At 56.4% G+C, this 24,247-nt stretch carries 20 protein-coding genes and 2 tRNA genes; 11 read left to right on the plus strand and 11 right to left on the minus strand.

Features of this window, described 5'->3' with window-relative positions:
• Positions 1 to 107 precede the first annotated feature (107 nt).
• The gene (locus tag HMPREF3039_RS03900; RefSeq protein WP_167506799.1) at positions 108 to 1,265 is read left to right on the plus strand and encodes an efflux RND transporter periplasmic adaptor subunit; all 1,158 of its coding nucleotides are present in this window, start codon (positions 108 to 110) and stop codon (positions 1,263 to 1,265) included.
• Between the two features lie 13 nt (positions 1,266 to 1,278).
• The gene (locus HMPREF3039_RS03905; RefSeq protein ID WP_067569030.1) at positions 1,279 to 4,419 is read left to right on the plus strand and encodes an efflux RND transporter permease subunit; all 3,141 of its coding nucleotides are present in this window, start codon (positions 1,279 to 1,281) and stop codon (positions 4,417 to 4,419) included.
• A gap of 74 nt (positions 4,420 to 4,493) precedes the next feature.
• Here HMPREF3039_RS03905 and HMPREF3039_RS03910 read toward each other — a convergent pair whose 3' ends face one another.
• The 3 genes from HMPREF3039_RS03910 to thiD form a co-directional block, all read right to left on the minus strand.
• Positions 4,494 to 5,876: an SLC13 family permease gene (locus HMPREF3039_RS03910; RefSeq protein ID WP_067569036.1), complete on the minus strand. Its 1,383-nt coding sequence runs from the start codon at positions 5,874 to 5,876 to the stop codon at positions 4,494 to 4,496.
• Positions 5,877 to 6,082: 206 nt separating this feature from the next.
• Positions 6,083 to 6,400, minus strand: a complete 318-nt coding sequence (locus HMPREF3039_RS14095) for a hypothetical protein (protein WP_067569038.1) — start codon at positions 6,398 to 6,400, stop codon at positions 6,083 to 6,085.
• A 198-nt stretch (positions 6,401 to 6,598) separates the two neighbouring features.
• Positions 6,599 to 7,390, minus strand: coding sequence for a bifunctional hydroxymethylpyrimidine kinase/phosphomethylpyrimidine kinase (thiD, locus tag HMPREF3039_RS03920; RefSeq protein WP_067569157.1), 792 nt, complete (start codon positions 7,388 to 7,390; stop codon positions 6,599 to 6,601).
• A gap of 113 nt (positions 7,391 to 7,503) precedes the next feature.
• On the opposite strand from thiD, the gene HMPREF3039_RS03925 reads away from it, so the two are divergent.
• A complete protein-coding gene (locus HMPREF3039_RS03925) occupies positions 7,504 to 7,971 on the plus strand; it encodes a hypothetical protein (protein WP_067569040.1) in 468 nt (155 codons plus the stop codon).
• A gap of 7 nt (positions 7,972 to 7,978) precedes the next feature.
• On the opposite strand, the gene HMPREF3039_RS03930 is transcribed toward HMPREF3039_RS03925, so the two are convergent.
• Positions 7,979 to 9,025 (minus strand): tetratricopeptide repeat protein, encoded by a 1,047-nt coding sequence (locus HMPREF3039_RS03930; RefSeq protein WP_067569047.1) that lies wholly within the window; start codon positions 9,023 to 9,025, stop codon positions 7,979 to 7,981.
• Positions 9,026 to 9,200: 175 nt separating this feature from the next.
• Between HMPREF3039_RS03930 and HMPREF3039_RS03935 the strand changes: the two genes are divergently transcribed.
• Positions 9,201 to 9,932, plus strand: a complete 732-nt coding sequence (locus HMPREF3039_RS03935) for a hypothetical protein (RefSeq protein ID WP_067569050.1) — start codon at positions 9,201 to 9,203, stop codon at positions 9,930 to 9,932.
• Positions 9,933 to 9,960: 28 nt separating this feature from the next.
• On the opposite strand, the gene HMPREF3039_RS03940 is transcribed toward HMPREF3039_RS03935, so the two are convergent.
• The gene (locus HMPREF3039_RS03940; protein WP_067569053.1) at positions 9,961 to 11,214 is read right to left on the minus strand and encodes a hypothetical protein; all 1,254 of its coding nucleotides are present in this window, start codon (positions 11,212 to 11,214) and stop codon (positions 9,961 to 9,963) included.
• Positions 11,215 to 11,330: 116 nt separating this feature from the next.
• Between HMPREF3039_RS03940 and HMPREF3039_RS03945 the strand changes: the two genes are divergently transcribed.
• A complete protein-coding gene (locus HMPREF3039_RS03945; protein ID WP_067982615.1) occupies positions 11,331 to 11,879 on the plus strand; it encodes a DUF805 domain-containing protein in 549 nt (182 codons plus the stop codon).
• Here HMPREF3039_RS03945 and HMPREF3039_RS03950 read toward each other — a convergent pair.
• Positions 11,824 to 13,788, minus strand: a complete 1,965-nt coding sequence (locus tag HMPREF3039_RS03950) for an Eco57I restriction-modification methylase domain-containing protein (RefSeq protein ID WP_167506798.1) — start codon at positions 13,786 to 13,788, stop codon at positions 11,824 to 11,826. The genes HMPREF3039_RS03945 and HMPREF3039_RS03950 overlap by 56 nt on opposite strands.
• A gap of 652 nt (positions 13,789 to 14,440) precedes the next feature.
• Here HMPREF3039_RS03950 and HMPREF3039_RS03955 point away from each other — a divergent pair.
• The 3 genes from HMPREF3039_RS03955 to HMPREF3039_RS13575 all read left to right on the plus strand — a co-directional run bounded on the left by HMPREF3039_RS03955 (position 14,441) and on the right by HMPREF3039_RS13575 (position 16,657).
• A complete protein-coding gene (locus HMPREF3039_RS03955; protein ID WP_067569060.1) occupies positions 14,441 to 14,938 on the plus strand; it encodes a hypothetical protein in 498 nt (165 codons plus the stop codon).
• Positions 14,939 to 15,628: 690 nt separating this feature from the next.
• A complete protein-coding gene (locus tag HMPREF3039_RS03960) occupies positions 15,629 to 16,051 on the plus strand; it encodes a hypothetical protein (RefSeq protein WP_067982607.1) in 423 nt (140 codons plus the stop codon).
• Between the two features lie 99 nt (positions 16,052 to 16,150).
• Positions 16,151 to 16,657, plus strand: coding sequence for a hypothetical protein (locus HMPREF3039_RS13575; protein ID WP_147550073.1), 507 nt, complete (start codon positions 16,151 to 16,153; stop codon positions 16,655 to 16,657).
• Between the two features lie 325 nt (positions 16,658 to 16,982).
• Here the strand turns inward: HMPREF3039_RS13575 and HMPREF3039_RS03970 are convergent.
• Positions 16,983 to 17,058: transfer RNA gene (locus HMPREF3039_RS03970), tRNA-Lys, on the minus strand.
• 41 nt (positions 17,059 to 17,099) lie between these two features.
• A tRNA-Thr gene (locus HMPREF3039_RS03975) sits at positions 17,100 to 17,174 on the minus strand.
• Positions 17,175 to 17,369: 195 nt separating this feature from the next.
• Between HMPREF3039_RS03975 and HMPREF3039_RS03980 the strand changes: the two genes are divergently transcribed.
• Complete coding sequence (locus tag HMPREF3039_RS03980) at positions 17,370 to 17,867, plus strand: hypothetical protein (protein ID WP_067569069.1); 498 nt, start codon at positions 17,370 to 17,372, stop codon at positions 17,865 to 17,867.
• 234 nt (positions 17,868 to 18,101) lie between these two features.
• Positions 18,102 to 20,075, plus strand: a complete 1,974-nt coding sequence (locus HMPREF3039_RS03985) for an alpha-galactosidase (RefSeq protein ID WP_147550070.1) — start codon at positions 18,102 to 18,104, stop codon at positions 20,073 to 20,075.
• A 31-nt stretch (positions 20,076 to 20,106) separates the two neighbouring features.
• On the opposite strand, the gene HMPREF3039_RS03990 is transcribed toward HMPREF3039_RS03985, so the two are convergent.
• On the minus strand, positions 20,107 to 20,892 hold the full coding sequence (locus tag HMPREF3039_RS03990) for an SDR family oxidoreductase (protein WP_197457188.1): 786 nt from the start codon (positions 20,890 to 20,892) through the stop codon (positions 20,107 to 20,109).
• 54 nt (positions 20,893 to 20,946) lie between these two features.
• The gene (locus tag HMPREF3039_RS03995; RefSeq protein ID WP_197483296.1) at positions 20,947 to 22,170 is read right to left on the minus strand and encodes a hypothetical protein; all 1,224 of its coding nucleotides are present in this window, start codon (positions 22,168 to 22,170) and stop codon (positions 20,947 to 20,949) included.
• Between the two features lie 203 nt (positions 22,171 to 22,373).
• On the opposite strand from HMPREF3039_RS03995, the gene def reads away from it, so the two are divergent.
• A complete protein-coding gene (gene def / locus HMPREF3039_RS04000) occupies positions 22,374 to 23,078 on the plus strand; it encodes a peptide deformylase (protein WP_067569076.1) in 705 nt (234 codons plus the stop codon).
• 72 nt (positions 23,079 to 23,150) lie between these two features.
• Here the strand turns inward: def and tdh are convergent, their stop codons facing one another.
• The gene (tdh, locus tag HMPREF3039_RS04005) at positions 23,151 to 24,188 is read right to left on the minus strand and encodes an L-threonine 3-dehydrogenase (protein WP_067569079.1); all 1,038 of its coding nucleotides are present in this window, start codon (positions 24,186 to 24,188) and stop codon (positions 23,151 to 23,153) included.
• Positions 24,189 to 24,247: the final 59 nt, after the last annotated feature.

Below are 24,247 nucleotides of genomic sequence, written 5' to 3' on the forward strand. Positions count from 1 at the left end.
ATCCGGCCGCATGATGCGGCCGAAATCACCCCTGCATGACACGGACGGCGCTGCCGCCCGGAAAGCCTTCTTTCAACAAAGGGACACCCGGACATGTCATTCACAGCATGGACTTGACACGCCTGACGGGCTCTATTTCCGTTTTTGCCGCCTTTCTCTCCGTGACCTGCCTGCTCCTTCCCGGCTGTAAAAAAGCGGAACGGCAGGCGCCTGAAATGCCCACGCTTACGTATGAACACCCGGTCGCGATGGACATTCCCGTCAAGGGAAGCTGGGTGGGCCATCTGGACGGGGTGGATAACGCCTCCATCGTGCCGCAGGTGACGGGCTACCTGCAAACGCAGAACTATTCCAACGGCGCCGTCGTGAAAAAGGGGGAAGTCCTCTTCCGGATTGACGATACCGTTTTCAAGGACCAGGTAACCAAGGCCCAGGCCACGCTGGAACAGTCGCAGGCCCAGTTGCAGCAGTTGAATTACGACTTGCAGATTTACAAGCCGCTGGCGGCGGAGAACGCCATCTCCAAACAAAAATATGAAGACACGCGCCTGTCCGCCATCGCTGCGGAAGCCCAGGTGAGGGAGGCCACGGCCGCGCTGGAACTGGCCAAAAGGAACCTTTCCTACACCATCCTGTACGCCCCCTTTGACGGAATCGCCGGCATCTCCAAGACAAACATAGGCGACCTGGTCAGTCCGGAAAGCGGCGCCCTGGCCATCGTCTCCTCCGTGGACCCTATCCGCGTCAATTTTGCCGTCACCCAGCAGGAATGGATTCAGCAGGCGGGAAAAAACGGGGACGAAGGCATCCGCACGGACAGCAAGCTGGACATCACGCTCAAGGACGGCAGCACCTATCCGGAACAAGCCACCGTCGTGGCCATTGACCGGGCATTCAACCCCCAGACGGGAACGATCCGCGTCCAAGCCAACCTTCCCAACAGGGACTACCTGCTGAGGCCCGGCATGTTCATCATCGCCACGGCGCAGCTCGCCACCGTTAAAAATGCGCTGACGGTGCCCGCCAAGGCCATTCTTTCCACGCAGGGCCGCTTTTTCGTGGTCACGCTGGATGAAAACAACCACCCCTCCATCGTCCCCGTGCAGGCCGGGACGCAGATCGGGGAGCGGCAGCAGGTCACTCCCCTGAAGCCGGACTCCCTCACTCCGCAGAGCAAAGTAGTCGTGGACGGCCTTCTCCAGGCGGAGGCGGCCACCCGGAATCCGGACGCGCGCCTGAAAGCGGTCCCTGCCTCCAACCAATAAGCCCTTTTTCACCATGGCCGACTTCTTCATCAAGCGCCCCATTCTTTCCTTCTGCCTCTCCATCATCATCGTCCTGCTGGGGGCCTTCTCCATTCTGCGCCTTCCCGTTTCCGAATACCCGGACATCATCCCCCCCTCCATCCAGGTGACGGCCACCTATCCCGGGGCCGACTGCGAAACGGTGGTCAAATCCATCGCCTCCCCCATCGAACAGCAAATGTCCGGCGTGGACGGCATGTCCTACATGACCTCCGTCAACACCAACAACGGGCAGATGAGCATGATGATCCTGTTCGAGACAGGCACGGAGGCGAACATGGACCAGGTGCTCTCCTACCTGCGCTACGGACAGGCCACCTCCCAGCTTCCGCCGGAAGTCAGCGAACTGGGCATCTCCCTGCGGAAAACCAGCGGGCTGCCCGCCCTGGTCATCAGCTTTTATTCCCCCAACGGAACCTATGACGGCCTGTGGCTGGCCAACTACGCCTACATCAACATGGTGGATGCCATCAAGCGCGTCCCCGGCGTGGGGGATGTCCAGGTCTTCGGCTCCGGCCGCTACGCCATGCGCATCTGGCTGAATCCGGAAAAAATGGCGGCCCTGAACATCACGGCCAGGGACGTCATGCTGGCCGTCCAGGCCCAGAACGCCGTAAATCCGGCGGGGAAGATAGGCGCCCAGCCCGCTCCGCCGGACCAGCAGCTTTCCTTTACCGTCAAGGCTCCCGGACGCCTGACGACCGTGGAGGAGTTTGAAAACATCGTGGTGCGCGGCCAGGGCAGCTCCATCGTGCGGGTGAGCGACGTCGCCCGCGTGGAACTGGGTTCGGAAACCTACAGCCTCAGCTCCACCGTCAACGGCATGCCGGCCGCCTCCCTGGGCATTTACGAAGCGCCGGGCGGAAACGCCATTCAGCTGGTGGACAACATCAAGGCCCTTCTGGCAAAAAGCAACCTGCCGCCGGACATGGATTACCTGGTTTCCCTGGATTCCACCCTGGCCGTACGCGCCGGGATTGAAGACATCGTCAGCACCCTGCTCATCGCGCTGGGGCTCGTGGTCCTGGTCGTATTCATCTTCCTGCAGGGGTGGCGCGGAACGCTCATTCCGGCATTTGCCGTTCCGGTCTCCATCGTCGGGGCCTTCATCGCCTTCCCGTTCTTCGGCTTTTCCATCAACACCATCTGCCTGATGGGGCTGGTGCTGGCCATCGGCCTGGTGGTGGATGATGCCATCGTGGTGGTGGAAGCGGTGAAAAACCACATTTCCAATGGAGAAAAGCCCTTGCCGGCCACCATCGCGGCCATGCGGGAAGTATCCGGCCCCATTGTCAGTACGGCCCTGGTGATTTCCTGCGTGTTCGTTCCCACACTGCTGCTCCCCGGCGTATCGGGAAAGCTGTTTGAGCAGTTCGCCGTGACCATTGGCATGTCCATCATCATTTCCGCCTTCTGCGCGCTGTCCCTCAGTCCGGCGCTGTCCTCCCGGCTGCTGAAAGGCGGCAATTCGGACACCATCTGGCTGCTGGGCCCCTTTTTCAACATGTTCAACAAGGGATTCAACAAGGCGCGGGACTGGTACGTCAACGCCTGTTCCTGGCTGATCCGCCGCATGTGGGTGTCCATTCTGCTGCTGGCCGCCATGACCGCCCTGCTCTTTCCGATGGCCAGGCTCATTCCCTCCGGCTTCCTTCCCAATGAAGACCAGGGCTACCTGTTCGGCGGCGCGGAACTGCCGGACAATACCTCCCTGAATGTCACGGAAAAAACCTCCGCGCAGATTGAACGGATCATCCGGGAAGACCCCGGCGTGGAAGTGGTCACCACCGTCAACGGCTTCAACCTGATCAGCAGCGTCCAGAGCTCCTCCAACTCCTTCTTCTTCATTTCCCTGAAGCCCTGGTCCGAACGAAAGGGACCGGACATGACGGCGGACGCCATCGCCGCCAGGCTGAAGAGCAAGCTGAACGCGTCAATTTCCTCCGGCATGGCCTACGTGGTTCCGCCTCCCCCCCTCCCGGGAGTGGGAACGTCCGGGGACGTCACCTTCCTGCTGGAAGACCGCCAGGGCATAGGCGAGGAATTCCTGGCCTCCAATACGTCCAAATTCATCGAGGCGGCCGGGAAAAGGCCGGAAATTGCGGGCATCAGCAACTTCATGTCTCCCTCCAACCTTCAATACAATCTGAACGTCAATACGGAACAGGCTACCCTCCAGAACATGAACGTGGATGAGATTTATGCCACCATCCAGGCGTACATGGGGAGTACCTTCCTGAACAACTTCAACATCTACGGCCAGGAATGGCAGGTGTACATGCAGGCGGACGCCCCATACCGGGACAGCATCGACAAGCTTTCCATGTTCTACGTGCGCAACAACAACGGGGACCCGGTTCCTCTGGACTCCGTCATCAACGTCACGCACGGATGGGCCCCGGAATTCCTGATCCGCCAGAACATGTTCAACAGTTCCCAGCTCAACATCACGCCAGCGGAAGGCTATTCCTCCGGACAGGTCATGAACGCCCTGGAAGAGGTATTTACCCAGACGATGCCCGCAGGCATGGGCTACGGATACTCCGGCATGAGCTATCAGGAAAAACAGGCGCAGCACGGCATCACCATCGGCATGATTTTCGCGGCCTCCGCCATATTCGTTTTCCTGATCCTGGCCTCCCTGTATGAAAGCTGGTCGCTCCCCGTCGCCGTCTTCATGACCGTTCCCATCGCCATTCTGGGCGCCTTCGCGGCGCTGTGGATTTTCGGCCAGCAATTGAACATTTACTCGGAAATCGGGCTCATCGTGCTGATTGCCCTGGCGGCGAAAAACGCCATCCTCATCGTGGAATTCGCCGTGCTGGAACTCAAACAGGGGAAAGACCTGCTCACCGCCACCCTGGATGCGGCCAGAATCCGTTTGCGGCCCATCCTGATGACCAGCATCGCCTTCATCATGGGCTGTCTTCCTCTGGCCCTGGCCACGGGCGCGGGAGCGGCGGCGCGGCAGGTGGTGGGCATCGGCGTGATCGGGGGGATGATTACGGCCGTCTTTATCGGCGTTTTCTTCATTCCCTCCTTCTTCTACCTGATCGCCAAACTGGCCAAACTGGACAAGAAGGCCGCCCTGGAACGGCAGGAAAAGGCCTCATGAAAAGGCTGTAGGACAGCACTCCCGTGTAAAACGGAAGGCCCCATGAAACCGGCCATATTCCCCTTCCGGCGGCGTTACATCCAGAATATCCAGGCCCAGAACGCCTTGACGAACACGAGCACCACATTGATCAGCAGGCCGACCTTGATCATGGACATCTGGGGGACTCTCCCCGTGGCGAAGGCGAGCGCGTTGGGCGGCGTGGATACGGGGAGCATGAACGCGCAGGAAGCGCCGATGCCTACCAGAAGCACCAGCGGCGTGGCGGACATTCCCATGGCGGAAGCCACCGTCACCATCAGCGGAGCCACCAGGGCGGCGCTGGCCGTATTGGAACAAAACTCCGTCAGGGACGTGATAAAAACGCTGATGATCAGCAGAATGATCAGAGGATTCTGCCCCATTGCCAGGTCGGAAACCTGATTTGCCAGGAATTTGGCCGCGTCCGTCTGAACGAGAACCGTGCTGAGAGTAATGCCCCCGCCAAACAGGAGCAGCACGCCCCAATCCGTATTTTTGGCAATGCCGCTCCAGTTGATGACGCCGCACAGGGGCAGCAGCACCACGGCGCACAGGGCAATCAGCGTATCCATGGAAGGAATGCCGCCCAGCAGGGAGGAAAGAAAACCGCTGCCCATCCAGCACCCCGCAATCACGGCAAACAGGATCAAAACGCGAATCTGCTTTCCGTCCAGGCCGGAAGGCCGTTCCTCGTCCGTGGCGGGCGCCATATCCACGTGCAGCTTCAGGTTGGGCTTGAAAAACAGGTACATCAGGGAGAACACCAACACGCCGAACACGGCCACAATGGGCATTGCAATACGGAACCATTCCGCAAACCCCATGGCAAGCTCATGGGCCGCAATCGCATTGGGAGGAGAGCCCACCAGCGTGCCCATGCCGCCGATGGACGCGCTGTAGGCCACCCCCAGCACGGCGAACGGAGCCGTGGTCTTGATTTTCTCCTTCGGAATGCGGTCCAGCAGGCCGATCACCAGCGGCAGCATCATGGCCGCAGTGGCCGTATTGGACATCCACATGGAAAGGAATGCCGTCGCCAGGAAAATCAGAACCAGGGCCATGCCCAGGCTTCCCCGCGCCACGGCCAGTATCTTCCCGGCTAGCCATGAATCTATCTTCTGTTCATGCAGAGCCCCCGCTATCGCAAAACCGCCGAAGAACAGGAAAATGGTGGGGTCCGCAAATCCGGCCAGCGCCCTGGCGCCCGGCAGAATGCCCATGAACATGGCCAGAACAGGCACCAGCAGGGCAGTCACGGTCACATGCAAAGCCTCCGTCAGCCACAGGATGCCGATGAACGTCAGCACGGCAAGGCCCTTGGCTACCTGAGGCTCCACGGGAAGCCACTTGAGCATGGCCAGGAAAAGAAGGACATCACAGGCAATGATGATGTAATTGCGGTGTCCCTTGGGTTTGTCTGTCGTATCGTGGCGCATGGCGGAAAAACGGAATGATATTCCCTTCTATGTAGGGCCGCGAAGGGTGAAGCGTCAATACATTTTCCGGACAATTGCGCCCGGTGCCGCGAATATGGCCGGATGCGGAAGATGCCGCGGCACGCAAAAAGCCGCCGCGCATCAGGCGGGGCGGCTTGTTAAACCGTTTGATGGACGCACGGGGGCAATCCCGGCCATGCGGACAATTATTCAGCCGCGGATTCAGCCGCGGGCTCGGCGGCTTCCTTCTTGGCAGCCGGCTTTTTGGCAGGAGCCTTCTTGGCGGCAGCGGCCTTGGGTTCCGCTTTCTTGGTTTCCGTTTTCTTCGCGTCAGCCTTCTTGGCAGGAGCCTTGGCCGCGGTCTTTTTGGCGGGAACTTCCTTGGCGGCCGGCTTTGCTTCCTTGGCAACGGGAGTAGCCAGGCGGATAGGCGTATTGGAATTCAACTTGGCCTGTTCCTTCTTACGCTTAAGGTAATCGGCACGTCTGCGGCGCTTGGTGACTTTGCGGATTTGCTGTCCCATAGTGATATTGCTATGATAATTACTAATTTTTGAAAAGCTCCATGCCATACATGGGCGCAGATAGGACTACCAACCCGGCATCCGATACGCAAGCACAAAGCGTTATTAGGGCACAGAAAGGCGGCTTTCCCATCCGCTTTTCAGCGGGTTTCCCCGCATCACGGCGCCATTGCCGCAAAGTCCGTACGGGGAAAAAGGTCACCACAGCTTCAGCGCATCCACGCGCGCGGGACGCTCCCAGCGCACATGGTCGCGGATGGCGGCGGCGATGAATTCCAGCCCGCGTTCCACCGCAGTCACGAGTCCGTCCCCCGCCGCCAAACGCGCGGCAATGGCGGCGGACAGGGAGCACCCCGTTCCGTGCGTGCTGACATCCCGCACGCGCGGACGCGTCCATTCCCCCAGCATGCGGCCGTCCGGCCCCGCAAGCACGTCGCGGCAGTCCCCGGCCAGATGGCCGCCTTTCAGCAGCACGGGGCACCCGTACCGCAGGGCCAGCCTGGCGGCGGCTTCCGGCAATTCATCCCGCTCCGGATTGGAGGAGGAACGGAGCAGCACGGCGGCTTCGTCCAGATTGGGGGTCAGCAGGGCGGCACGCAGCAGGAGCAGTTCCTCATAAACGGCCACGGCCTCTTCCCGCATCAGGCGGTCGCCGGCCGTCGCGATCATGACGGGGTCCACCACCAGGGGAATGTCCGCATTCTTCAGCACCCCGTGCACGGCGCGGACAATGGAGGGAGAATACAGCATGCCCGTCTTCACGGCGGCAACGGGAAAATGTTCCAGATTGATTCTGACCTGGTCGGCCACCAGTTCCGGCTCCACTTCCTGGATGCCGCGCACGAGTCCGGGCACTTCCGAGACGATGCAGGTGACCGCCGTCAGCGCGAAAGCGCCCATGGCGTGCGCCGCCTTCAGGTCCGCCTGGAGTCCGGCCCCGGCGGAACAGTCGGAACCGGCGATGGTCATCATTACGGGAATCTCGCTCATGCCCCTGTTTTTAATCGCGCGGGAAGACGTTGAACATTCAAAAATCAACCAGCGGCTCCCGACTGTCACAAATCCCTGTGGGAAAATGGCGCAGGAATGCCACAATCCGGCCCATGACCCACGCCGCCTCATCCGGGGACGACCAGGAATTCTGGCTTTTCGTCCAGGACGCCCCGCTGCCTTCCGGGGAAGAACTCCAGCAGGCCATGTTCCGCCTGGACCCCTGTTTTCAACTGAACCTCTCCGGAGCTCCGGAAGAAGCCCCGGACCATGTGCTGGAAGGCAGCTACCTGGATGAAGAAGGGGAATCCCAGCTGGACGTGTTCTGGGTCATGGAGACGGAAGACGCGCGCAAAGCCTTCAAACGCGACCGCGGCGCCCTGAAAAAAATAGGAGACCGCACCAACATGCTGCGCTTCATTTTGGAAGACGAATGCGCCACGGGGCACGTCTTTGCCATGATTCACGCCATTCTGGAAAACCGGAACGGGCTGCTCGTCATCCCCGACGAGCGGGGATTCGCCATTCTGGAACGGAAGGAAGCCCTGAAATTCCTGCATCAGGAAATTCAGGAAAACTGACTCTTCCTCATGGGGCGGAGGAAGGCTGGCGCCCTTCCTGCGGCGTCTGCCTCCGGCTATTCAGCTCAAGAGCCTTCTTTTTCCAGACTTCCGCCATGTTCGCATCCTGCCGGGTGCCTTTGCCCGTGCTGTAGCAGACGGAAAGCATCAGCATGGCGTTCACGTGTTCCTGCCCCGCCGCCAGACGGAGCCAGTTGAACGCCTTCCCCTCATCCACGGGAACGCCGGAACCGTCCAGATAAGCCAGCCCCACGATATACTGCGCATGGGGATCCCCGCCGGAAGCGGCCTGCTGGTACCATTTCAAGGCGCGCTCCATGTCCTGCGCCACTCCCTCCCCCTTGGCGTAGACGCGCCCCAGATACATGGACGCCGCCACATCCCCGCCGTTGGCGGCCCTTTCCAGAAAGGCCAGCCCTGATGCCGCATCCTTGTCCAAGCCCAGCTTCCCCTCCATGGATGCGCGCCCCAGCAGGGACAGAGCGCCCGGGTGATTTTCATCCGCCGCCTTGTGCCACAGTTCCAGGGCCTTGTTCTGGTCCTGATTGACGCCGTCCCCTTTGGAATACATCATGCCCAGCATGTACAGGGCATTTCCGCGCTGGCTGCCGGGCCGGCCCAGGCCATATTCAAACCATTCCCTGGCTGCGGCCGGATCACGCGTTACTCCGGTACCGTAAAGAAAAAGGGCTCCGATGACCGTCTCCCCGGAATAACCGGCGCCGGACTCCGCCACGGACTCGCACCAGGACCGGACATCCAGCGGATGAACCCAGCCGTTTTGCAGGCCTTCCGCATAAAGGGAGGCAAGTTCGTTCAGGGCCTCCACGTGTTTTTTATCGTCTCCCCTGGCGCGTTCGGCCCCTGCGGAAGCCGCCTGAAGACGGTTTTTCCAGGTTCCGGACTTTCCCGTATCTGCGGAAGATTCAGCCTGTTTTTCCCCGTTCTTCTCAGAACGCACCGGTTCCTTTTCTCCTCCGGACGGCTTATTCTCGCAGCCGCACCAGAAAACGGCCAGGAAGACCAGCAGACAAGGGAAAATCTTTTTCATCATGTGCTCACCATAAGACAGCCGCCCACAGCTGCCAAGCAGAGAAACGACAGAAACGCCGTTTTGACCCCGTAGTATGGCAAATAAGGCGTCATTACCCGGAAAACGCGCGGAATTTCTTGCTTTTTAGCATTGAATCTTTGTCTTCTTTCTGTTCTAACAGAGTCGTTCACCTATCATGAAAGCTTCTCCATGCCTGTATCTTCTGACATGTCTGGCCATGGCGTTCCTGGAATGCGCCTTTCACCGGGCCTACGCAGAAGAACGGCCTGTGAAATACATCTTTGAGCTGTCCGACGAACCCGTGAAAGTCCGCCCGGGGAAAATAGATACCAAAAGCGTTTTCTTCCCAAAATACGCGCGCGGCACCTCCCCGGAGGCGCTGAAGCGGCAGGCGGCCATTTTCCAGACGCCGGAGGAGCAGGAAGCGCCGGAAAACAAGGTTTCCATCAACATCCATATGAACAGCGACAGGGATGATGCGGACGGCGGCAACCTGACGGGGTACGAATTCAACCATTCAAACACCCAGGAAGGCATGATCATCACGACGGAGACGCCGGACGAGGAAGTCTGGCTGAATGACGGAGACCCGGACAGTCCCTTCTTCCACACGCCCCGTTCCGCGACCAATACGGAAATCCGGGAAATATCGGCTCCGGCGGACGTTTGGCCGGCCTGGAATGAAGAAGAAATAAATTTAAGCATGAATCTTCCGGAATCGCCCCCTCGCCCTTTCGTGATCCGTCCGTCGCCGCAGGGTTCCTTCCGGACCATCATCAAATCCTTCAACGGAGAGGTTTTTGAAACGGAACCCAAACCGCTCCATCCCGTATGGGACGATCTTCCCCCCGGGTACGTTCCCATTCCCGCACTGCCCGCCTACCAACCCACTGCCTTTAAAAACTGAAAAGGGCGTTTCTCCCTCTCCCGGATTTTCAGAACTTGAACCGCACGGCCCCGTACAGGGACCATCCGTTAAAGGCCCTGGCCGTGGCGGAATCCGTATGGCTGGTGACGTACTCCAGCCCCAGCATCAGCTTTACCGTATCAATGGACTCCGGGCACAGATAGCAATTCAGGCCCAGGTAAAAGGAATTCATGCTGTCCACCCATGCGGGATAGCGCGTCACGGAAGGGACATAACGGCTGTTCAGCCGCACGGAGCCGTCCCCAAAGGAACATTGATACTGGAAAACGCCTTCCAGATGCGGGGAAATCCGGTAAACCGGCTGTAAAACGAGTCCGTACACATTTTTGGCTCCCGGTTGTCCCACGATTCCCACCCCGGCCAGCAAATTGGCCATCACGGCCAGATTGCCGCGCTTTGCGTCCCAGCTCAGGGAAAGCACATCCTGCGCACCGGGTCCCTGGTAATCGGAACCGGAGGCAATCTTCCTGCCGCGCCATTCCGTAAAATTATGGGCGTACTGGTATCCCAGGCTCTGGGAATCCCACATGGGGGAAGCCACGTTCCACTTCATGGCGACCAAAGCGAACACGTTATCGTCGGAATGGAACTGGATTTCATCCGTCAAATCCGTTCCGTTCGCGTTCAGGTACACGCCGTAGGAATGGTACAGGCTTTTAGGATTTCTCTGGAAATTGGCTTCAAATCCCCAATTGGAAATGGGAATCAGTTCATTGCAGATGGCGGACCTCTCCACCGTCTTGATCCGGGAGGAAGGAAGGCAATACTCCGAAGTCAGGTGCGGGGTCAGCTTGCCGGCCCGCAGCTTGACGCCGGGCAGCGTCTTTTCCAGATAAAGTTCATACAGGGACCATTCCGTATGGCTTCCCGTCCACTCTCCGCGCACTTCACGGTGGCGGCCTTCCAGGTCCCCCACGTTCGTCAGGTTCGACAAGCGCCAGGAACCGTCGCCCAGCAGGATGTCCGCCCCCAGATAGGCGCGCCGCCATTCGCTGTTATGGCCCCCGGAACCCGGACAAAACCTGTTGGAGCCGTTGGGGCTGACGGCCGCCGTCTGATACTGGCCGATCAGGGTCAGCTTCACCTTCCGGATCCAGGAGGAATCATCCCGGTACAGAACAGGTCCGCGGGCGAGAGCTCCGCACCACGGGGGAGAAAGGGATTCCCGCCCCTGCATGGCCGGAATGCCGGCATCCGCCGCACTCAAGGCCGCGTACCAGCACGCGCCGAACAGGCAATTCCTCAGGCAAACAGGCATCATGATCGGATCAACTCAGGGTTGCAGGACGCACACCATACGGGGATGCTTTTGAAAATCAAGTCCCGATCTTCCGTTTGCCATTGCCGCCTCCCATGACATGTGCTATGAATGAAAAAATGATGAACGCTCCAACCCGCCCCTCCCTCTGGCAAAACTTCATCCTGTGCCTGACGAAAAAATATGTCGACTTCTCCGGCAAGTCCTCCCGCCGCGAATTCTGGGGATTCAATCTGTTCCTGTTTCTTGGCGCCTTGTTTCTCTCCCTCGCGGGAACCGTATTGACCCTCGCGTCCCTGCCGTGGAAGGAACTTCTTGCCACGGACAACCAGGAAGTATTCCACGCCATAGCCCAGGAGCACTTCATGTACTTCATCATCACCATGCAGGTCGTATTCCTGGCTGTCTACCTCCCCTTCTGGAGCGCCATCATCAGAAGGCTCCGCGACGCCGGATTCCATACGGCATGGGGGTACGGCTACATGGCGCTGGGAATCGCCGGCCTCATCAAATGGATGGTTTTCGACCGCTTCCGGTACAGTATGGACGGCAGCATGGACACGACCACCCTGTTCCTGGCCGTCGTGGGAAACGTCTGGTTCCTGTTGATCGTCATTCTGGCCTGTTTCCCTTCCCGACCGGAGCCGGAGAAACTGCCTGAACAATGACCGCTCTTTCTTCGGCGGAAATACCGTAAATCTCTTCAATAAGCCCGTTCATCCGTTCATCCCCCTCCGGACAATAATGCCCGGCAAGGGTATCGGAAAGCCTATCCACTTCCGCAACAGCGGAGGCGGAAGGCACATGGACGGGCGCTCTCAGGATGGGCGCCGTATCCATCTGGAAAAAATCCCCCTGCATCTTGCCGCGCAGGCGGAACCAGAAATGCATCAACCGTGAATTGAACAGGGCGGCAAGATACTTCATGCTCAGGCGCTCCGTGCGTATCACATTGAATGACATCATCACATAGGCCTCCCGTTCCGTATAGGTGAACGTGGGCCGCGCGCACTTGCGGGCAGCCAGTATCTTGGGACCCGGCAGAAAAAACGCCTCCTTTCTGGGCCAGTGCACGTGGTAATACTTCATGCGCCCCATGCGGGTCTCCCGCCTGGACTCCATCAGGGGGCGGAACTTTTCCAGATGCCGGATAAGCGTCCGTGCCCGCTCGGAGCCGTTCTCCGGCGTCAGGTACAAAAGAACCTTTTCCGGCTCTTTCAAGCCATACCGCTCCGCCAGCACGGGTTCATAAAGGGGTTTGAGAAAACACCGTTCCCGTTCCGGTAAACGGGTGAAAAACTCCCGCGGCACCACGAACACGCCTTCCCCGCGCCGGATGCCGGAACTCCGCACTGTTTCCGGGGGCAGACTTCCCAGGGCGCGGGAGGAAACCACGTCCGGGTTCGGTACAATCCCCTGCGCCATTTCGTGCATTGGGTCCAGCTCAAAATTCCTGAGGGCCTCCATCTTCTCCAAAACCGCCTTTTCCGCGGCGGAACAGAAAAACAGGCCCTGCTGCACACACCCGGACCGGTCTTCTGGCAACTGGAAGCACTGGTAAGGGGTGTTTTCCAGAAACTCTTCCACATGTTCCGACTCTCCGGAAAAACGGCGGTATTCAGGGACAAGAGCTTCATCCCCGTTTTTTTTCCTTTCCGCCAGAAGCGTCATGGTATGAACCCGGGCGGACTCAAACACCCGGCAGGCTCCGAAGTCGGACAAGCGCAGCGCTCCGCATTCCTCCAACAATTTCCGCCGCAGGGGGGCCGCTCCGGCATTGGCCATCCATTTGTTGGGCACCACCAGGTGCATCACCCCGCCGGGTTTCAGAACATCCATGCCCAGGCAGGCGAACACGTACCAGTAATCCATGCGGGAAGAACAATAAGCGGACATGCGGGAAGCCTTCAGCCTGTCAAAAAGCTCCTTGTTCCCCTTTTCCCCAATAAAAGGAGGATTGCCTATAACCAGATCGAACCCTCCCTCCTTCATGACGCTGGCCAACACATCCCGCCGCACTCCGGCGCCGAACAGGTCCAGGCTGTCCCCGCAGATTAAATGATCGCGGAAAGGGGTGTCATCACCCGCGGCAAGCAAGGCGCAGCGGAAACGGAAGCGCGCCACGTCCAACGCCTCTGCGCAGATGTCCGCCCCGTAAACATGATCTTCTACGGCCGCGCGCACCAGGGCGGCTTCCGAACACTCCGGTTCCAAAATCTTTCTGCGGCGGACAAGTTCATGAAGAATCCCCATGGTGAACGCCCCGGAACCCGCGGACAAATCCAGCACCCGGACCCTCTTCAACAGGGTCCTTTCCGCCTCCCTGCCTTTTTCATGGCTGGCGGACAAAGCGGAATCCATCCAGCGGGAAACCGCCTCCCGCGCCATCCAGCGCACCAGGAACCCGGGCGTATAGACCGTCCCGGTTCCACGTGCGTCCGTCATGCTGCGCTCCAGCAAATCCCCCAGAACGGACGGAGTAACGGCACGGTCCTCATCACCTTCCCGCAGGGAAAACGGAAACCCTTCCGGAAAGGAAAAATCATCCTGGCCTCCCTGCCCCAGAAAACGTCTCATCAGCGCCCTCTTGAACACAAGCCACGTTCCGGCCTTCCGGCCTGCGCCGCGTCCCGGAACCGGACACCCGGCCATAAAGCAATCCTGAACGCAGCCTTCCTTCACTCCCGTATTCGTACATTACTCCGGCTCTCCAGGCAATCAAAAGAGGAAGACTGCTTCACTTGGCGACATCCCGCAGGCATCTTGTTCATTGACGCGCCCCGCCGGGATTTCAACCGTCTCTCATATTTGGGAATGGAAAAGATCCATCTTCCCTATAAAATAACAGGTCAAGTGCTTTTCATTCGGATAACGGGAAATTCCACATTACCCACAAATCATTGAAACACATATGGCAATGCCTTTATCACCAAAACCGGCATTCCCGCACGCCCGATCAGAACCACTGGTTCTTCCGGGAAAAGAACCGGTGCCTTCCCCCCTGCTGTAAGATTTCAGTCTGAATCAATGACGTCCCAAAAACATTCCTTGTTATTCATAAGATAGGTATGGTAGAAAAAGACTGAACCCCGCGCAATCATTCACCCTCTTTGCTTCTTTTCCAACGATAACGACCAAAATACCCAGGTCCCTTTCAGGATGGACGAAGAAAACATCACCACTGACCCTTCCCGCCTCATCGGAGGGGATACCACCGCCTGATTCTACAATGTGGCAGCAGGACTGGAAGGGAAAAGGCCTGCGGCGTCGGGGCCTGTCTCTCCAAGACCCGCCACAGACTTCATCGTATACAAATAACGCCAGGACAAACAATTTTATTTTGATAATGATAGACTTTGATCATAGCCAACTAAAATATATAGTTGAATGGTGGGAAACCGACTCTCTGGATATAGACAGCAATCAGCATCTATTGCTTGTTTTTCCACAAAGCTCCATAGACATATTAGTTACGGAAGAAAACATAGATGAAATCAATTCAAGGCTCCTGAAAATAGGCAAATCACCTGGAGATGGAATTAAAATAAAACTCGAGTTGAGAACAGAATTCTTTGACCGCATGATATATCCTGAAAAATTTTATGCACTCAAATACTATCAACCTAAATACAATAAAATGATCAATTTCATATTGAAGATGATTGGCTTGAAAATACCTTTGATTCCAGCGGACTGGACCAAGGAACGAAAATTCCCGTCAAGTTGATCAAGAAGCGAAATATGAATAAATTCTATTTCCCTACAATTGTTGATTCTTTAAAACCGTACTACTCCTGCGCAGCAGGACATTCTGCATGCCCGGCATCAATGGAAGATCAGCTTAGCCCCTTCCATGCGACACGGGGATAAAAACCCAGAATAAAATTCTGCATCACTACTCCCTATAAAGATTATTAAAATTCTTATACCAATACTATTTTTTATTTGGACCCAAGCATATTTATCATCGGTCCAGGTAGCATTAGCCACACAGCAGACACATCCTATAAATGATGAATGCGTCAGATGCCTTTACCAATTCACAACTGACCATCCCCTTTTAGTTCTTATCATAGGAACAAGCCTGGGATTTTTTGCATCTTATTTAATTATTTCATTAATCAAGGCAATAAAATATCTCAAAAATTTTATTTCCAAATGGACGAAACGTCAGCCAGGAGATCCACATTAATCAGCCAATAGAATTGCAGATCGTTTATTCACGGAAAATCCGTCTGCATCTCAATTAGTGTGTCTGGATACCTGTTGAAAATATCCCTGCAAAAAACTTGCTGTCAGTAAAATAGAAAATGTACAAGTATTGACAATTCAATTTCTTTATTGCTACAAGGATTAGTTTCAGGATTATCATTTCCAAAAATTAAATTTTAGGTAAAAACATGATGAAAAAATTATATTGATCATTCTTGGTTGTTTCATTTGCCATACCGGCCATTTAGAAATGGATGCCAGCCAGTTTCTCCAACACAATGAAGCATTATACAATGCACTCAATGAAAAAAACCAGAGGATATCCGGATTCTTTTTCTCCGGGAAAAAAGAAGATACCTTGCATTTTACACCAGCAGAAAAAAATCTAATCGCCAATGCATTAAAAAAACAGGCTATAATGTATATGAAGAAAGAAAAGATTGCCAGCTTTAGAACGGAACTGCTCTTGGCCCCCAGTGCTGTTTTATATATTGGTACCCTCCAATTATACTGGTACGGACGACCTGATCATAAAGAAGGAGCGGACATGTTGATATACCAAGGCATTCCATTTAAAGTAAATGGAATTGACAAAATATTGTCAGACAAGAAAAATTCTAAAAAATAAATCTCAGAGCCAGTTGGTAATAACGAATCAGAAGAATGAACTGATTCATTCCCAACATAACGGATAAAACCAATTACGAATTCATTAAAAAATCATCGTATGAAAACCATCATTGTCAGTATTATTTCATCCGTTATCACGAGTATATTATGTATCCTTTACGTACTCAATTGCGGGGATGTATTGCTGGGAAACGCATGGCTTGATCGGGACCGGGAAGAATATATAGGCAAACTCTGGAAAGAAGTCGATGAGGAACTCCATGGCAAAGGATTCTATTATATGGGATATTCCCTCTCTCCCCATACAGAGGAAACAAAAGAATATCGGCACCTGTACTGCAAGGAAAGTGTTTTGAATACAAAAAAGTATATTATTTTATTTATTCCGGCAGAGGGGCAACAAGAAGGCAAGAATGTCCGTTCCGCACTTTACCTTTTCCAATGTCCCTCATATGGATTGGAAGTACGAGGATATACTCCTCATCCCAATTCGGATAGATTTTCTAAACCAAGAGGATTTATCAAACAATTTAAGCGGGCAATTCCCCCGTTTGGCAATATCTATGAAAGAGATGTCGATCCCAATTTATGGCTGGATCAATAAGCAAGTAATCTATTCTACACACGAAATATATGGACAGGAAATATTCCCTATACGATGTCAGCATATTCCTCCTCTGTTACCCAATAATACAGCAGGGAAAAAGGTGATGGCTAACATAAGCATCGTCATTCCAAGAGGAATGAAACATAGGCTCCCAGCCCAACCGTGAATGCAAGTACAAGTGCATACCTGACACTCCGTCCGTGAAATATCTGAATTCAGCCATTTCCCGGAACCAGGGAACCTTTCCTGAAACAGTCTCCCTTCTGTACTTTAATAAATAAAAAGCCCGGCACTGCGCAGGCAGACCGGACTTTAAGAAAGATGGTACCCCGTCACGGGCTCGAACCGTGGACAAACTGATTAAGAGTCAGCTGCTCTACCAACTGAGCTAACGAGGCATGTATCCGGCTGTTCACGCGGCTGATTCCATCCCGGAAGATGGAGCCACTGGTCGGAATTGAACCGACGACCCACGCATTACGAATGCGTTGCTCTACCCCTGAGCTACAGTGGCGTCGCGAGAAGCGCGCAAGCAAGTAATCACATGCCACCCCTTTTAGCAAGTCTTTTTTTGCAACAGGTCTTCTTTTTTCCCCTCCCCGGCAGTATTCGGAAACAAGCGCGGCAGGTGACAGTAGAAGAGCTTGCATAGACCGGGGAAACATGATGGAGTTCATGACCTCAAGGAGCTTTTCTTTCATCATCCATCATGAAGGCATATTACATTTTTCAACAAGCAGACGAACAGACCATCAGCGACATTCTGGACTGGATGCGCAACCAGGAACGCGCCATTTACCGCGCCGCCGTGCGTGAACTTGGAGCCCTGAAAAAACTCCGTCCGGAGTTCATCCAGCGCAAGCCCCTGCAGGAACAGTTCTCCTTCATCAAGAAAATGCTGGGATGGAAGCCCAGCAACGAGATCGGCGACCACCTGCTTCAGGTCTGGCTGCTCCGCAAGCATCAGGACATGCTCATCACCTTCCTGAATACACTGGGCATCCCGCACGACGGCAACGGCATCGTGAACGAGCTGCCGGAAACGCTGGACAAGGAAAAGCTTTCCAAGGCCGTGGACGAACTGTTTGAAAAATACTCCCCCGGCGTGGCTTCCGTTTACCTGCAGATGTTCCAGCTCCAGACGGAAGACGGCTGGGATGAACTGGCCGATGTTCTGGCCAACGATCCCCGCGTCACCATCCGATAAATTTTCCCCTTCTTATTTTTTCAGCTTTTCAAAGGGTTGTCCGCCGTTACAAGGCCGGGCAGCCCTTTTTTGATGAAAGGGGGAAATATCTTTTATTCCGGAAAAACGGCCTTCCTCCACGCAGGTCCTCCGGCATCTTATACCCGGTCCGCAACAGTCTTTTTCCGGAGTAAGCCGGGAATGCCGCACACTCCCGGCTTTACTTCCAGCGGATGCGGCCCTAGCTTTTTTTTCATGAGCGCATGTTCCCTTTCCCTGGATATTCCCGGCGTGTTGACGGCCGCCAACGATTGGATTGAAATCAAGGTACACACGGCGGGAAGAAGGCTCGCCGGAGTGACGTTTACGGACAAGCTCAATGGCTGCGCCTACCGCTTCGGGGATGATATTTTCAGCATCCATCTGGATTACGGGATCAAGGAAGACGGCGTCACGGACGATGCTCCGCGCCCCCGCCCGCGCAAGATTTCCGCGGCCAGCCTGATGGCGGAAACGCCCGCTGGCGAGGAAATCCCGGGCAATCCCCAGGGCCGCAGGCTGGCGGACCGCCGTTCCGGCGTGAAGATAACGGTCCCCTTTGCCTGGGAGACGGAAGGCCTGGCCGTCACCTGGACTGCGGAACTGAGGGAAGGATCCCCCTACGTCCGTATCATGCTGGACATTTGCCCGATGCAGTGGGCCTGCCCCATCCGCATGGTGCGCGTGCTGGAACTGTCCGCTCCGGATATCCAGCAAAGGGGCAGCGTGAAGGGCGTTCCGGCCACGGCGTTCTGCGGCAGGCTGTTTGCCGGGGTGGAAAGTCCCCTTTCCTTCAACGGGGAGGAGGAAGGAAAACTGGTGGCCCAAATTTCCCGCAAGACGGATATTGCCTCCCGCACGCATTTAAATGTTTCCGCCGTGCTGGGGGTAGCCGCTCCCGGCCAGCTGCGCCGAACCTTCCAGCTGCAATACCTGAACGAGGAGCGTGCGCGGCCCTACGGAGCCTTTCTGAATTACAACACGTGGTACGACACCCTGTTCGACCGCTATGACGAAGCTTTTGCCACGGAGGCCGTGCGGCTGTACGGTGAAGAGCTGGTCCGCAAGCGCGGGGCCGTACTGGATTCCATCCTTTTTGACGACGGTTGGGACAATCCGGAAACGCTCTGGGAGTTCAACGAAGGGTTCAAACACGAGTTCCGCAATGTCAACAAGCTTGCCGCCTCCTACGGAGCCGGTCCCGGCGTGTGGTTCTCTCCCTGGGGCGGCTACGGCAAGCCCAAGCAGAACCGGCTGAATGCCGCCGGAGACTGTTTTGAAACAAACGAACGCGGCTTTGCCTTGAGCGGTCCAAGGTACTACGACTATTTCAAGGAGATGTGCCTGCACATGATCCGGGACAACGGCATCAACCATTTCAAGCTGGACGGCACTTCCGGGGAGGAGACGCAGCTTCCCGGCAGCCGGTTCGCCAGCGATTTCGAGGCCGTCATCCATCTGCTGGGGGAACTGCGCGACGAGCGGCCGGACCTGTTCATCAACCTGACCACGGGCACGTGGGCCTCCCCCTTCTGGTTCGGCATCGCGGATTCCGTGTGGCGCGGCGGCTGGGACCATGAGTTTATTGGCGAAGGAACCATGAGGCAGAAGTGGATGACGTTCCGGGATTCACGCATTTTCAACAATAACGTGGCCGTTTCCCCGCTGTTCCCCATCAATTCCCTGATGAACCACGGCATCATTTACACGCGGAAGGCCCGCGGCCTGGATACCGTGGAAGGGACGGACCTGGAGGATGAAATCTGGTCAGCCTTCGGCTCCGGCACGCAAATGCAGGAGATTTACATGACGCCCCAGCTGCTTGAGCCGTCCCAGTGGGATACCCTGGCCAGGGCGGCCATCTGGGCCAGGGAGAACAATGAAACGTTGGTGGACGTACACTGGGTGGGCGGCAGCCCCATGGAATTGCAGGTGTACGGCTGGGCCGCATGGTCTCCGGCCAAGGGGCTTCTCACCATCCGCAATCCTTCCTCGGAACGGCGCACCTGGAGCTTTGATCCCGGCGCCGTCTTTGAACTGCCGCCGGAAGCACCGCGCAGCTATTCCGCTACTTCCCCCAATGGAAAGCGGCTCCCCTTCTCCGGATTCCGCGCCGGAGAAATCGTCCGGATGGAGCTGGAACCATTCGAGGTGATTGTAGTGGAAGCCCTGCCGGAACCGCTGCCGTGAAGCGGCAGAAAAGGCAGACGGGAACCGTCCGTCAGGAAGTCTCCGCTTCCTGAGCGTCCGGATTGTATGTCCACCCTTCTTCCCCGTGGTACACCATCATGCGGGTCATGCCGCCGTCAATGACCAGGTTTTCCGCAGTGACGAATCCGGAAAGGCACAGGAAGAACACCCCTTTCACAATGTCCGCGGGAACGCCCGCGCGCCCTGCGGGATGCTGCCGGGCATCCTCCCGCGTCAGTGTGCCGAACTTTCCCGTATCAATCCAGCCGGGGCTGATGCTGTTCACGCGCACGCCCCGCGGCGCCAGGCTCATGGCGAGAGCGTGCGTCAGCGCGATGATCCCGCCTTTCGCGGCACTGTAGCTCTCCGTGTCCTTCTGGGACATGAACGCGCGGCTGGAAGCTATATTGACGATGGAAGCCCCGCGGGGAAAATGTTCCAGAAACAAGCTGGACAGCAGATAAGGGGCGGAAACCCCTACGCGCAGAACCTCATTGAAATCCTCATAGGAACAACCGGAGAGAATGCCCCGGCGGCTGATGCACGCATTGTTCACCAGCACATCCACGCGGCCGAAATGCTCAAGCACCTTTTCCGCAAAAAAGCGAAGGTCCTCCTCCACACCCGCATCACCCGTCACGCAGATATGGCCCTCTCCCTCCAGAACATCCAAAAGTCCGGCCGTCTGCTCATGGTCAACGTCCATCACGGCCAGCAGGGCTCCCGCCGCGGCAAAAGCCTCTGCAATGGCCCGGCCAATGCCGGAAGCACCTCCCGTCACCACGACCACCTTGCCGGAAAAATCAGAATCCATCATGGCCCGATTGTCGCTCTTCACCGGAAGAAGTCAACAAGTTCCCCGTACACCGCGTTAGCGTGCGTACATCACATACCTGTAAAAACCCAGGGCATGGGAAAGAAGCGGGGAACGGGTAACAACGTCCGTTTCCACAATAAGGCGGGCCATGGCCCCGGAAACGGTCATTTCCGCATCTTCCGCCCGGCGGCTCACGCGTTCCAGGTCATTTGCCTTCACTGTCTCCATTTTTCCGGACTCCTGGAACCGGTTTATATGGCTGCGCAGCCTTTTCAGGCGGGAAACAACCTCCACCAACTCAATGGCCCTCTTGTCCGCCGTCTCCGGGTCCTTCACATCCTGCAAAAGAAGGTTGATGCGTTCCAGGGACAGGCAGAATTCCTCCATGGTCATCATGGGATCGTTCCAAAATTCGGGGGAATCAATCATCAGGGGATGGTCCACCCATATTCCCGCAACCGTCTTGGCCAGCAGGGGGGAATCATACATCCTGGCAGTCGCCAGTTTCAACAGGGCGCGGAAGCAGCGCTTGCACTCCGCGTCAGCCTTTACCCTCAGCTTCGCCAGCCCTTTATGGTAATAGTTCTCAAATCCGGGCAGCCATGCCTGATAAGCCTGTTCCATGCGCAACACATTGACAGCCTGCTCCTGCACCATGCGGCCCTGAAGCGCCAGGGACACGGCATACGCATCCGCGGCCACTTTGCAGTCAATGCCCTCCAGCATATCCACCATGGAGGAATACTGGGCCAGATAAGCCTCCATGGAAGGGAGCATCCTGCTGTTCAGGTACTGGGCCATTCTCTTATTGGTCAGCTTCAGGCCGTACTTTTCCAAATCATCCTTGATCACGGCGGAACCGTAATACTTGACGTCATGAATCCTTAACAGCTGCTCCATCACCTGGGAGTGCGCCTTCACCACACGTTCCCGGAGAATGGCGTGAAAAACGGGATGCCTCTCCCTGGACAGCGCCTGAATGTCCGGATTCAGGGTAAGAAGCTGCCGGCAATTTACTTCATACTGCTTCTGCCGTTCCGCCAGCCGTCCCAGTTCCTCCATCACGCCTTCCCCCCTGTCGCGGTCCTGTACGGAGACAATCAAATCCGCCATCTGCTCCACATCCCTCAGCCGCAGGGAAAGCAGCTCCTCATAGGATTCCACCGGGGAAAGCTCCCCGGATCCGTCTTCTTCAGCCTGGGCGGGGCCGTCCTTCCTGTCCCCGCAGGAACACAGCGCCAGGGCGCATACGCCCCCCAGCAAGGAAAATTTCAACAATAAAAAGAGATGGAATCTGTGCTTCATGAGGGAGGAACGTTGACGAGGACAAGCCCCGGCAGCATCGGGCTGCATGGTTACCGTAAAAAAGACGGCACAAAGTTCAAGGCCTTTTCATTCCATCCGCAAAAAACTTGCTGAGGCATATCTTGCTGTCAGAGTTATTCCGCTGGATTTCCACACCCCATCCATTATAGAAAAAAATGAACGCTTCCGTCTTCCGGACAGTCGCACCTTATTACCTGTTCAACACCATACCTGCCGTGATTCTTGACATTCTGCAATACGGGCATCCCGCCCTGCGGGAGAAATGCAGTCCCATCGTCCATATCAATTCCGATATTCTTAACTTCCTGAAAGACATGCAGGAGACGCTGGCGCAGGGAGGCATAGGACTGGCGGCGCCGCAGGTGGGCCGTCCTATCCAGATGGTCACCATCAACATTCCCCTCACGGACACTTCCACCACGTGGCTTGAAGTGGACGGCAGCCCCGCCACGCTGGCGCAGCTTATGCCGCTGAACTTCATCAACCCGGTCCTGCATCCCTTCGGCAAAAAAGTACCGTACCGGGAAGGATGCCTGAGCATTTCCAAAGTATATGCGGACGTCATGCGGCGTTCCTGCGTAAAAGCCACGCTTACCCTGATGAACGGAAGGACCGTTGCCATCAAGTGCAACGGCCTTCTGGCGCGCTGCCTGCAGCACGAAGTGGACCACCTTCACGGCAGCCTGTTCACGGACATCGTTTCTCCGCAGGACCATGAAAAAGTCATCCGGCGCCTGAGACTGACGCATCCGGATGCCTTTGAGGAAGACGATGACAGCTACGCGCGCCGTATGAAGGAGGAACGCCGGAAACTGGCCCAGGCCGCACAGACTCCGGACGCATCCCGGAAAACCGCCTGACCCTTCTGCAAAAAAAGCCCCAGCTTCCCTTTCAATGAAAGCCGGGGCAAATGCGACTGGAGGCAGGCCGGATCAGTTGACCCAGTCCAGCACCACCTTGCCGGACTTGCCGGAATTCATGGCCTCAAAGCCTTCCCTGAATTCCGTATAAGGCAGGCGGTGCGTGATGATCGGGGCGATGTCCAGGCCGCTGCGGATCATGGAATCCATCTTGTGCCATGTTTCAAAAATCTCACGTCCATAAATGCCTTTCATCTTCAGGCCTTTCCAGATGAACTTGTTCCATTCGATACTGGAGCCGTCCGGCTGAATTCCCAGCAGGGAAATGCTCGCGCCGTTGCGGGAATTATCGATGATGTCTTTCAGGCAGGAGGGAGCGCCGCTCATTTCCAGGCACACGTCAAACCCTTCCGTCATTTCCAGTTCCTTCATCACGTCGGAAAGTTTTTCACGGGTCACATTCACCGTGCGGTCCGCTCCCAGGGTTCTGGCCAGACCCAGGCGGAAATCGTTGATGTCCGTAATCACCACGGTTTTGGCTCCGGCCTTCTTGCACACGGCGGCGGCCATGCAGCCGATGACGCCGGCGCCCGTAATCAGGACGTCTTCACCCACCAGGTCCCAGGAAAGGGCCGTATGGACGGCATTGCCCAGCGGGTCGAAAATGGAGGCGATTTCCATCGGAATATTCTTGTGAATGCGCACCACGTTGTCCTGGGGAATGGAAAGGTATTCCGCAAAACATCCGGGCCTGTTCACTCCCACGCCCTGCGTATTCGGGCACAGGTGCTTCTGGCCGGAGCGGCAGCTGCGGCAGTGGCCGCAGACGATGTGTCCTTCTCCGGAAACGATCTCCCCGGGCTTGTACTCGGTCACGGAGGACCCCACGGACTCAATCACGCCGCAAAACTCATGCCCCACATGCATGCCCACGGGAATGGTCTGCTGGGCCCATTTGTCCCAGTTCCAGATATGGAGGTCCGTGCCGCAAATGGCCGTCTTGTGAATCTTAATCAGAACATCGTTCGGGCCGACTTCCGGCATGGGAACATCCATCAATTCCAAACCGGGACCTGCCTGCGTTTTTACAAGAGCTTTCATGCGCCCCATTCATGCTCTTTTTCCCCTCCGGCGGCAAGCTCAAAATTCACTTGCACGCCCCTGGAAAA

This window comes from Akkermansia sp. KLE1798, assembly GCF_001580195.1.
Classification (GTDB): domain Bacteria; phylum Verrucomicrobiota; class Verrucomicrobiia; order Verrucomicrobiales; family Akkermansiaceae; genus Akkermansia; species Akkermansia biwaensis.

Bases quoted from the DNA above. Each gene is read 5' to 3' on its own strand.
- HMPREF3039_RS03935 (WP_067569050.1), top strand. From the start codon at position 9,201: ATGAAAGCTTCTCCATGCCTGTATCTTCTGACATGTCTGGCCATGGCG.
- HMPREF3039_RS03950 (WP_167506798.1), bottom strand. From the start codon at position 13,788: ATGAGACGTTTTCTGGGGCAGGGAGGCCAGGATGATTTTTCCTTTCCG.
- HMPREF3039_RS03930 (WP_067569047.1), bottom strand. From the start codon at position 9,025: ATGATGAAAAAGATTTTCCCTTGTCTGCTGGTCTTCCTGGCCGTTTTC.
- HMPREF3039_RS03985 (WP_147550070.1), top strand. From the start codon at position 18,102: ATGAGCGCATGTTCCCTTTCCCTGGATATTCCCGGCGTGTTGACGGCC.
- thiD (WP_067569157.1), bottom strand. From the start codon at position 7,390: ATGAGCGAGATTCCCGTAATGATGACCATCGCCGGTTCCGACTGTTCC.
- HMPREF3039_RS03945 (WP_067982615.1), top strand. From the start codon at position 11,331: ATGATGAACGCTCCAACCCGCCCCTCCCTCTGGCAAAACTTCATCCTG.
- tdh (WP_067569079.1), bottom strand. From the start codon at position 24,188: ATGGGGCGCATGAAAGCTCTTGTAAAAACGCAGGCAGGTCCCGGTTTG.
- HMPREF3039_RS03925 (WP_067569040.1), top strand. From the start codon at position 7,504: ATGACCCACGCCGCCTCATCCGGGGACGACCAGGAATTCTGGCTTTTC.
- HMPREF3039_RS03900 (WP_167506799.1), top strand. From the start codon at position 108: ATGGACTTGACACGCCTGACGGGCTCTATTTCCGTTTTTGCCGCCTTT.
- def (WP_067569076.1), top strand. From the start codon at position 22,374: ATGAACGCTTCCGTCTTCCGGACAGTCGCACCTTATTACCTGTTCAAC.
- HMPREF3039_RS03905 (WP_067569030.1), top strand. From the start codon at position 1,279: ATGGCCGACTTCTTCATCAAGCGCCCCATTCTTTCCTTCTGCCTCTCC.
- HMPREF3039_RS03955 (WP_067569060.1), top strand. From the start codon at position 14,441: ATGTGGCAGCAGGACTGGAAGGGAAAAGGCCTGCGGCGTCGGGGCCTG.
- HMPREF3039_RS14095 (WP_067569038.1), bottom strand. From the start codon at position 6,400: ATGGGACAGCAAATCCGCAAAGTCACCAAGCGCCGCAGACGTGCCGAT.
- HMPREF3039_RS03980 (WP_067569069.1), top strand. From the start codon at position 17,370: ATGAAGGCATATTACATTTTTCAACAAGCAGACGAACAGACCATCAGC.
- HMPREF3039_RS03910 (WP_067569036.1), bottom strand. From the start codon at position 5,876: ATGCGCCACGATACGACAGACAAACCCAAGGGACACCGCAATTACATC.
- HMPREF3039_RS13575 (WP_147550073.1), top strand. From the start codon at position 16,151: ATGAAAACCATCATTGTCAGTATTATTTCATCCGTTATCACGAGTATA.
- HMPREF3039_RS03990 (WP_197457188.1), bottom strand. From the start codon at position 20,892: ATGATGGATTCTGATTTTTCCGGCAAGGTGGTCGTGGTGACGGGAGGT.
- HMPREF3039_RS03940 (WP_067569053.1), bottom strand. From the start codon at position 11,214: ATGATGCCTGTTTGCCTGAGGAATTGCCTGTTCGGCGCGTGCTGGTAC.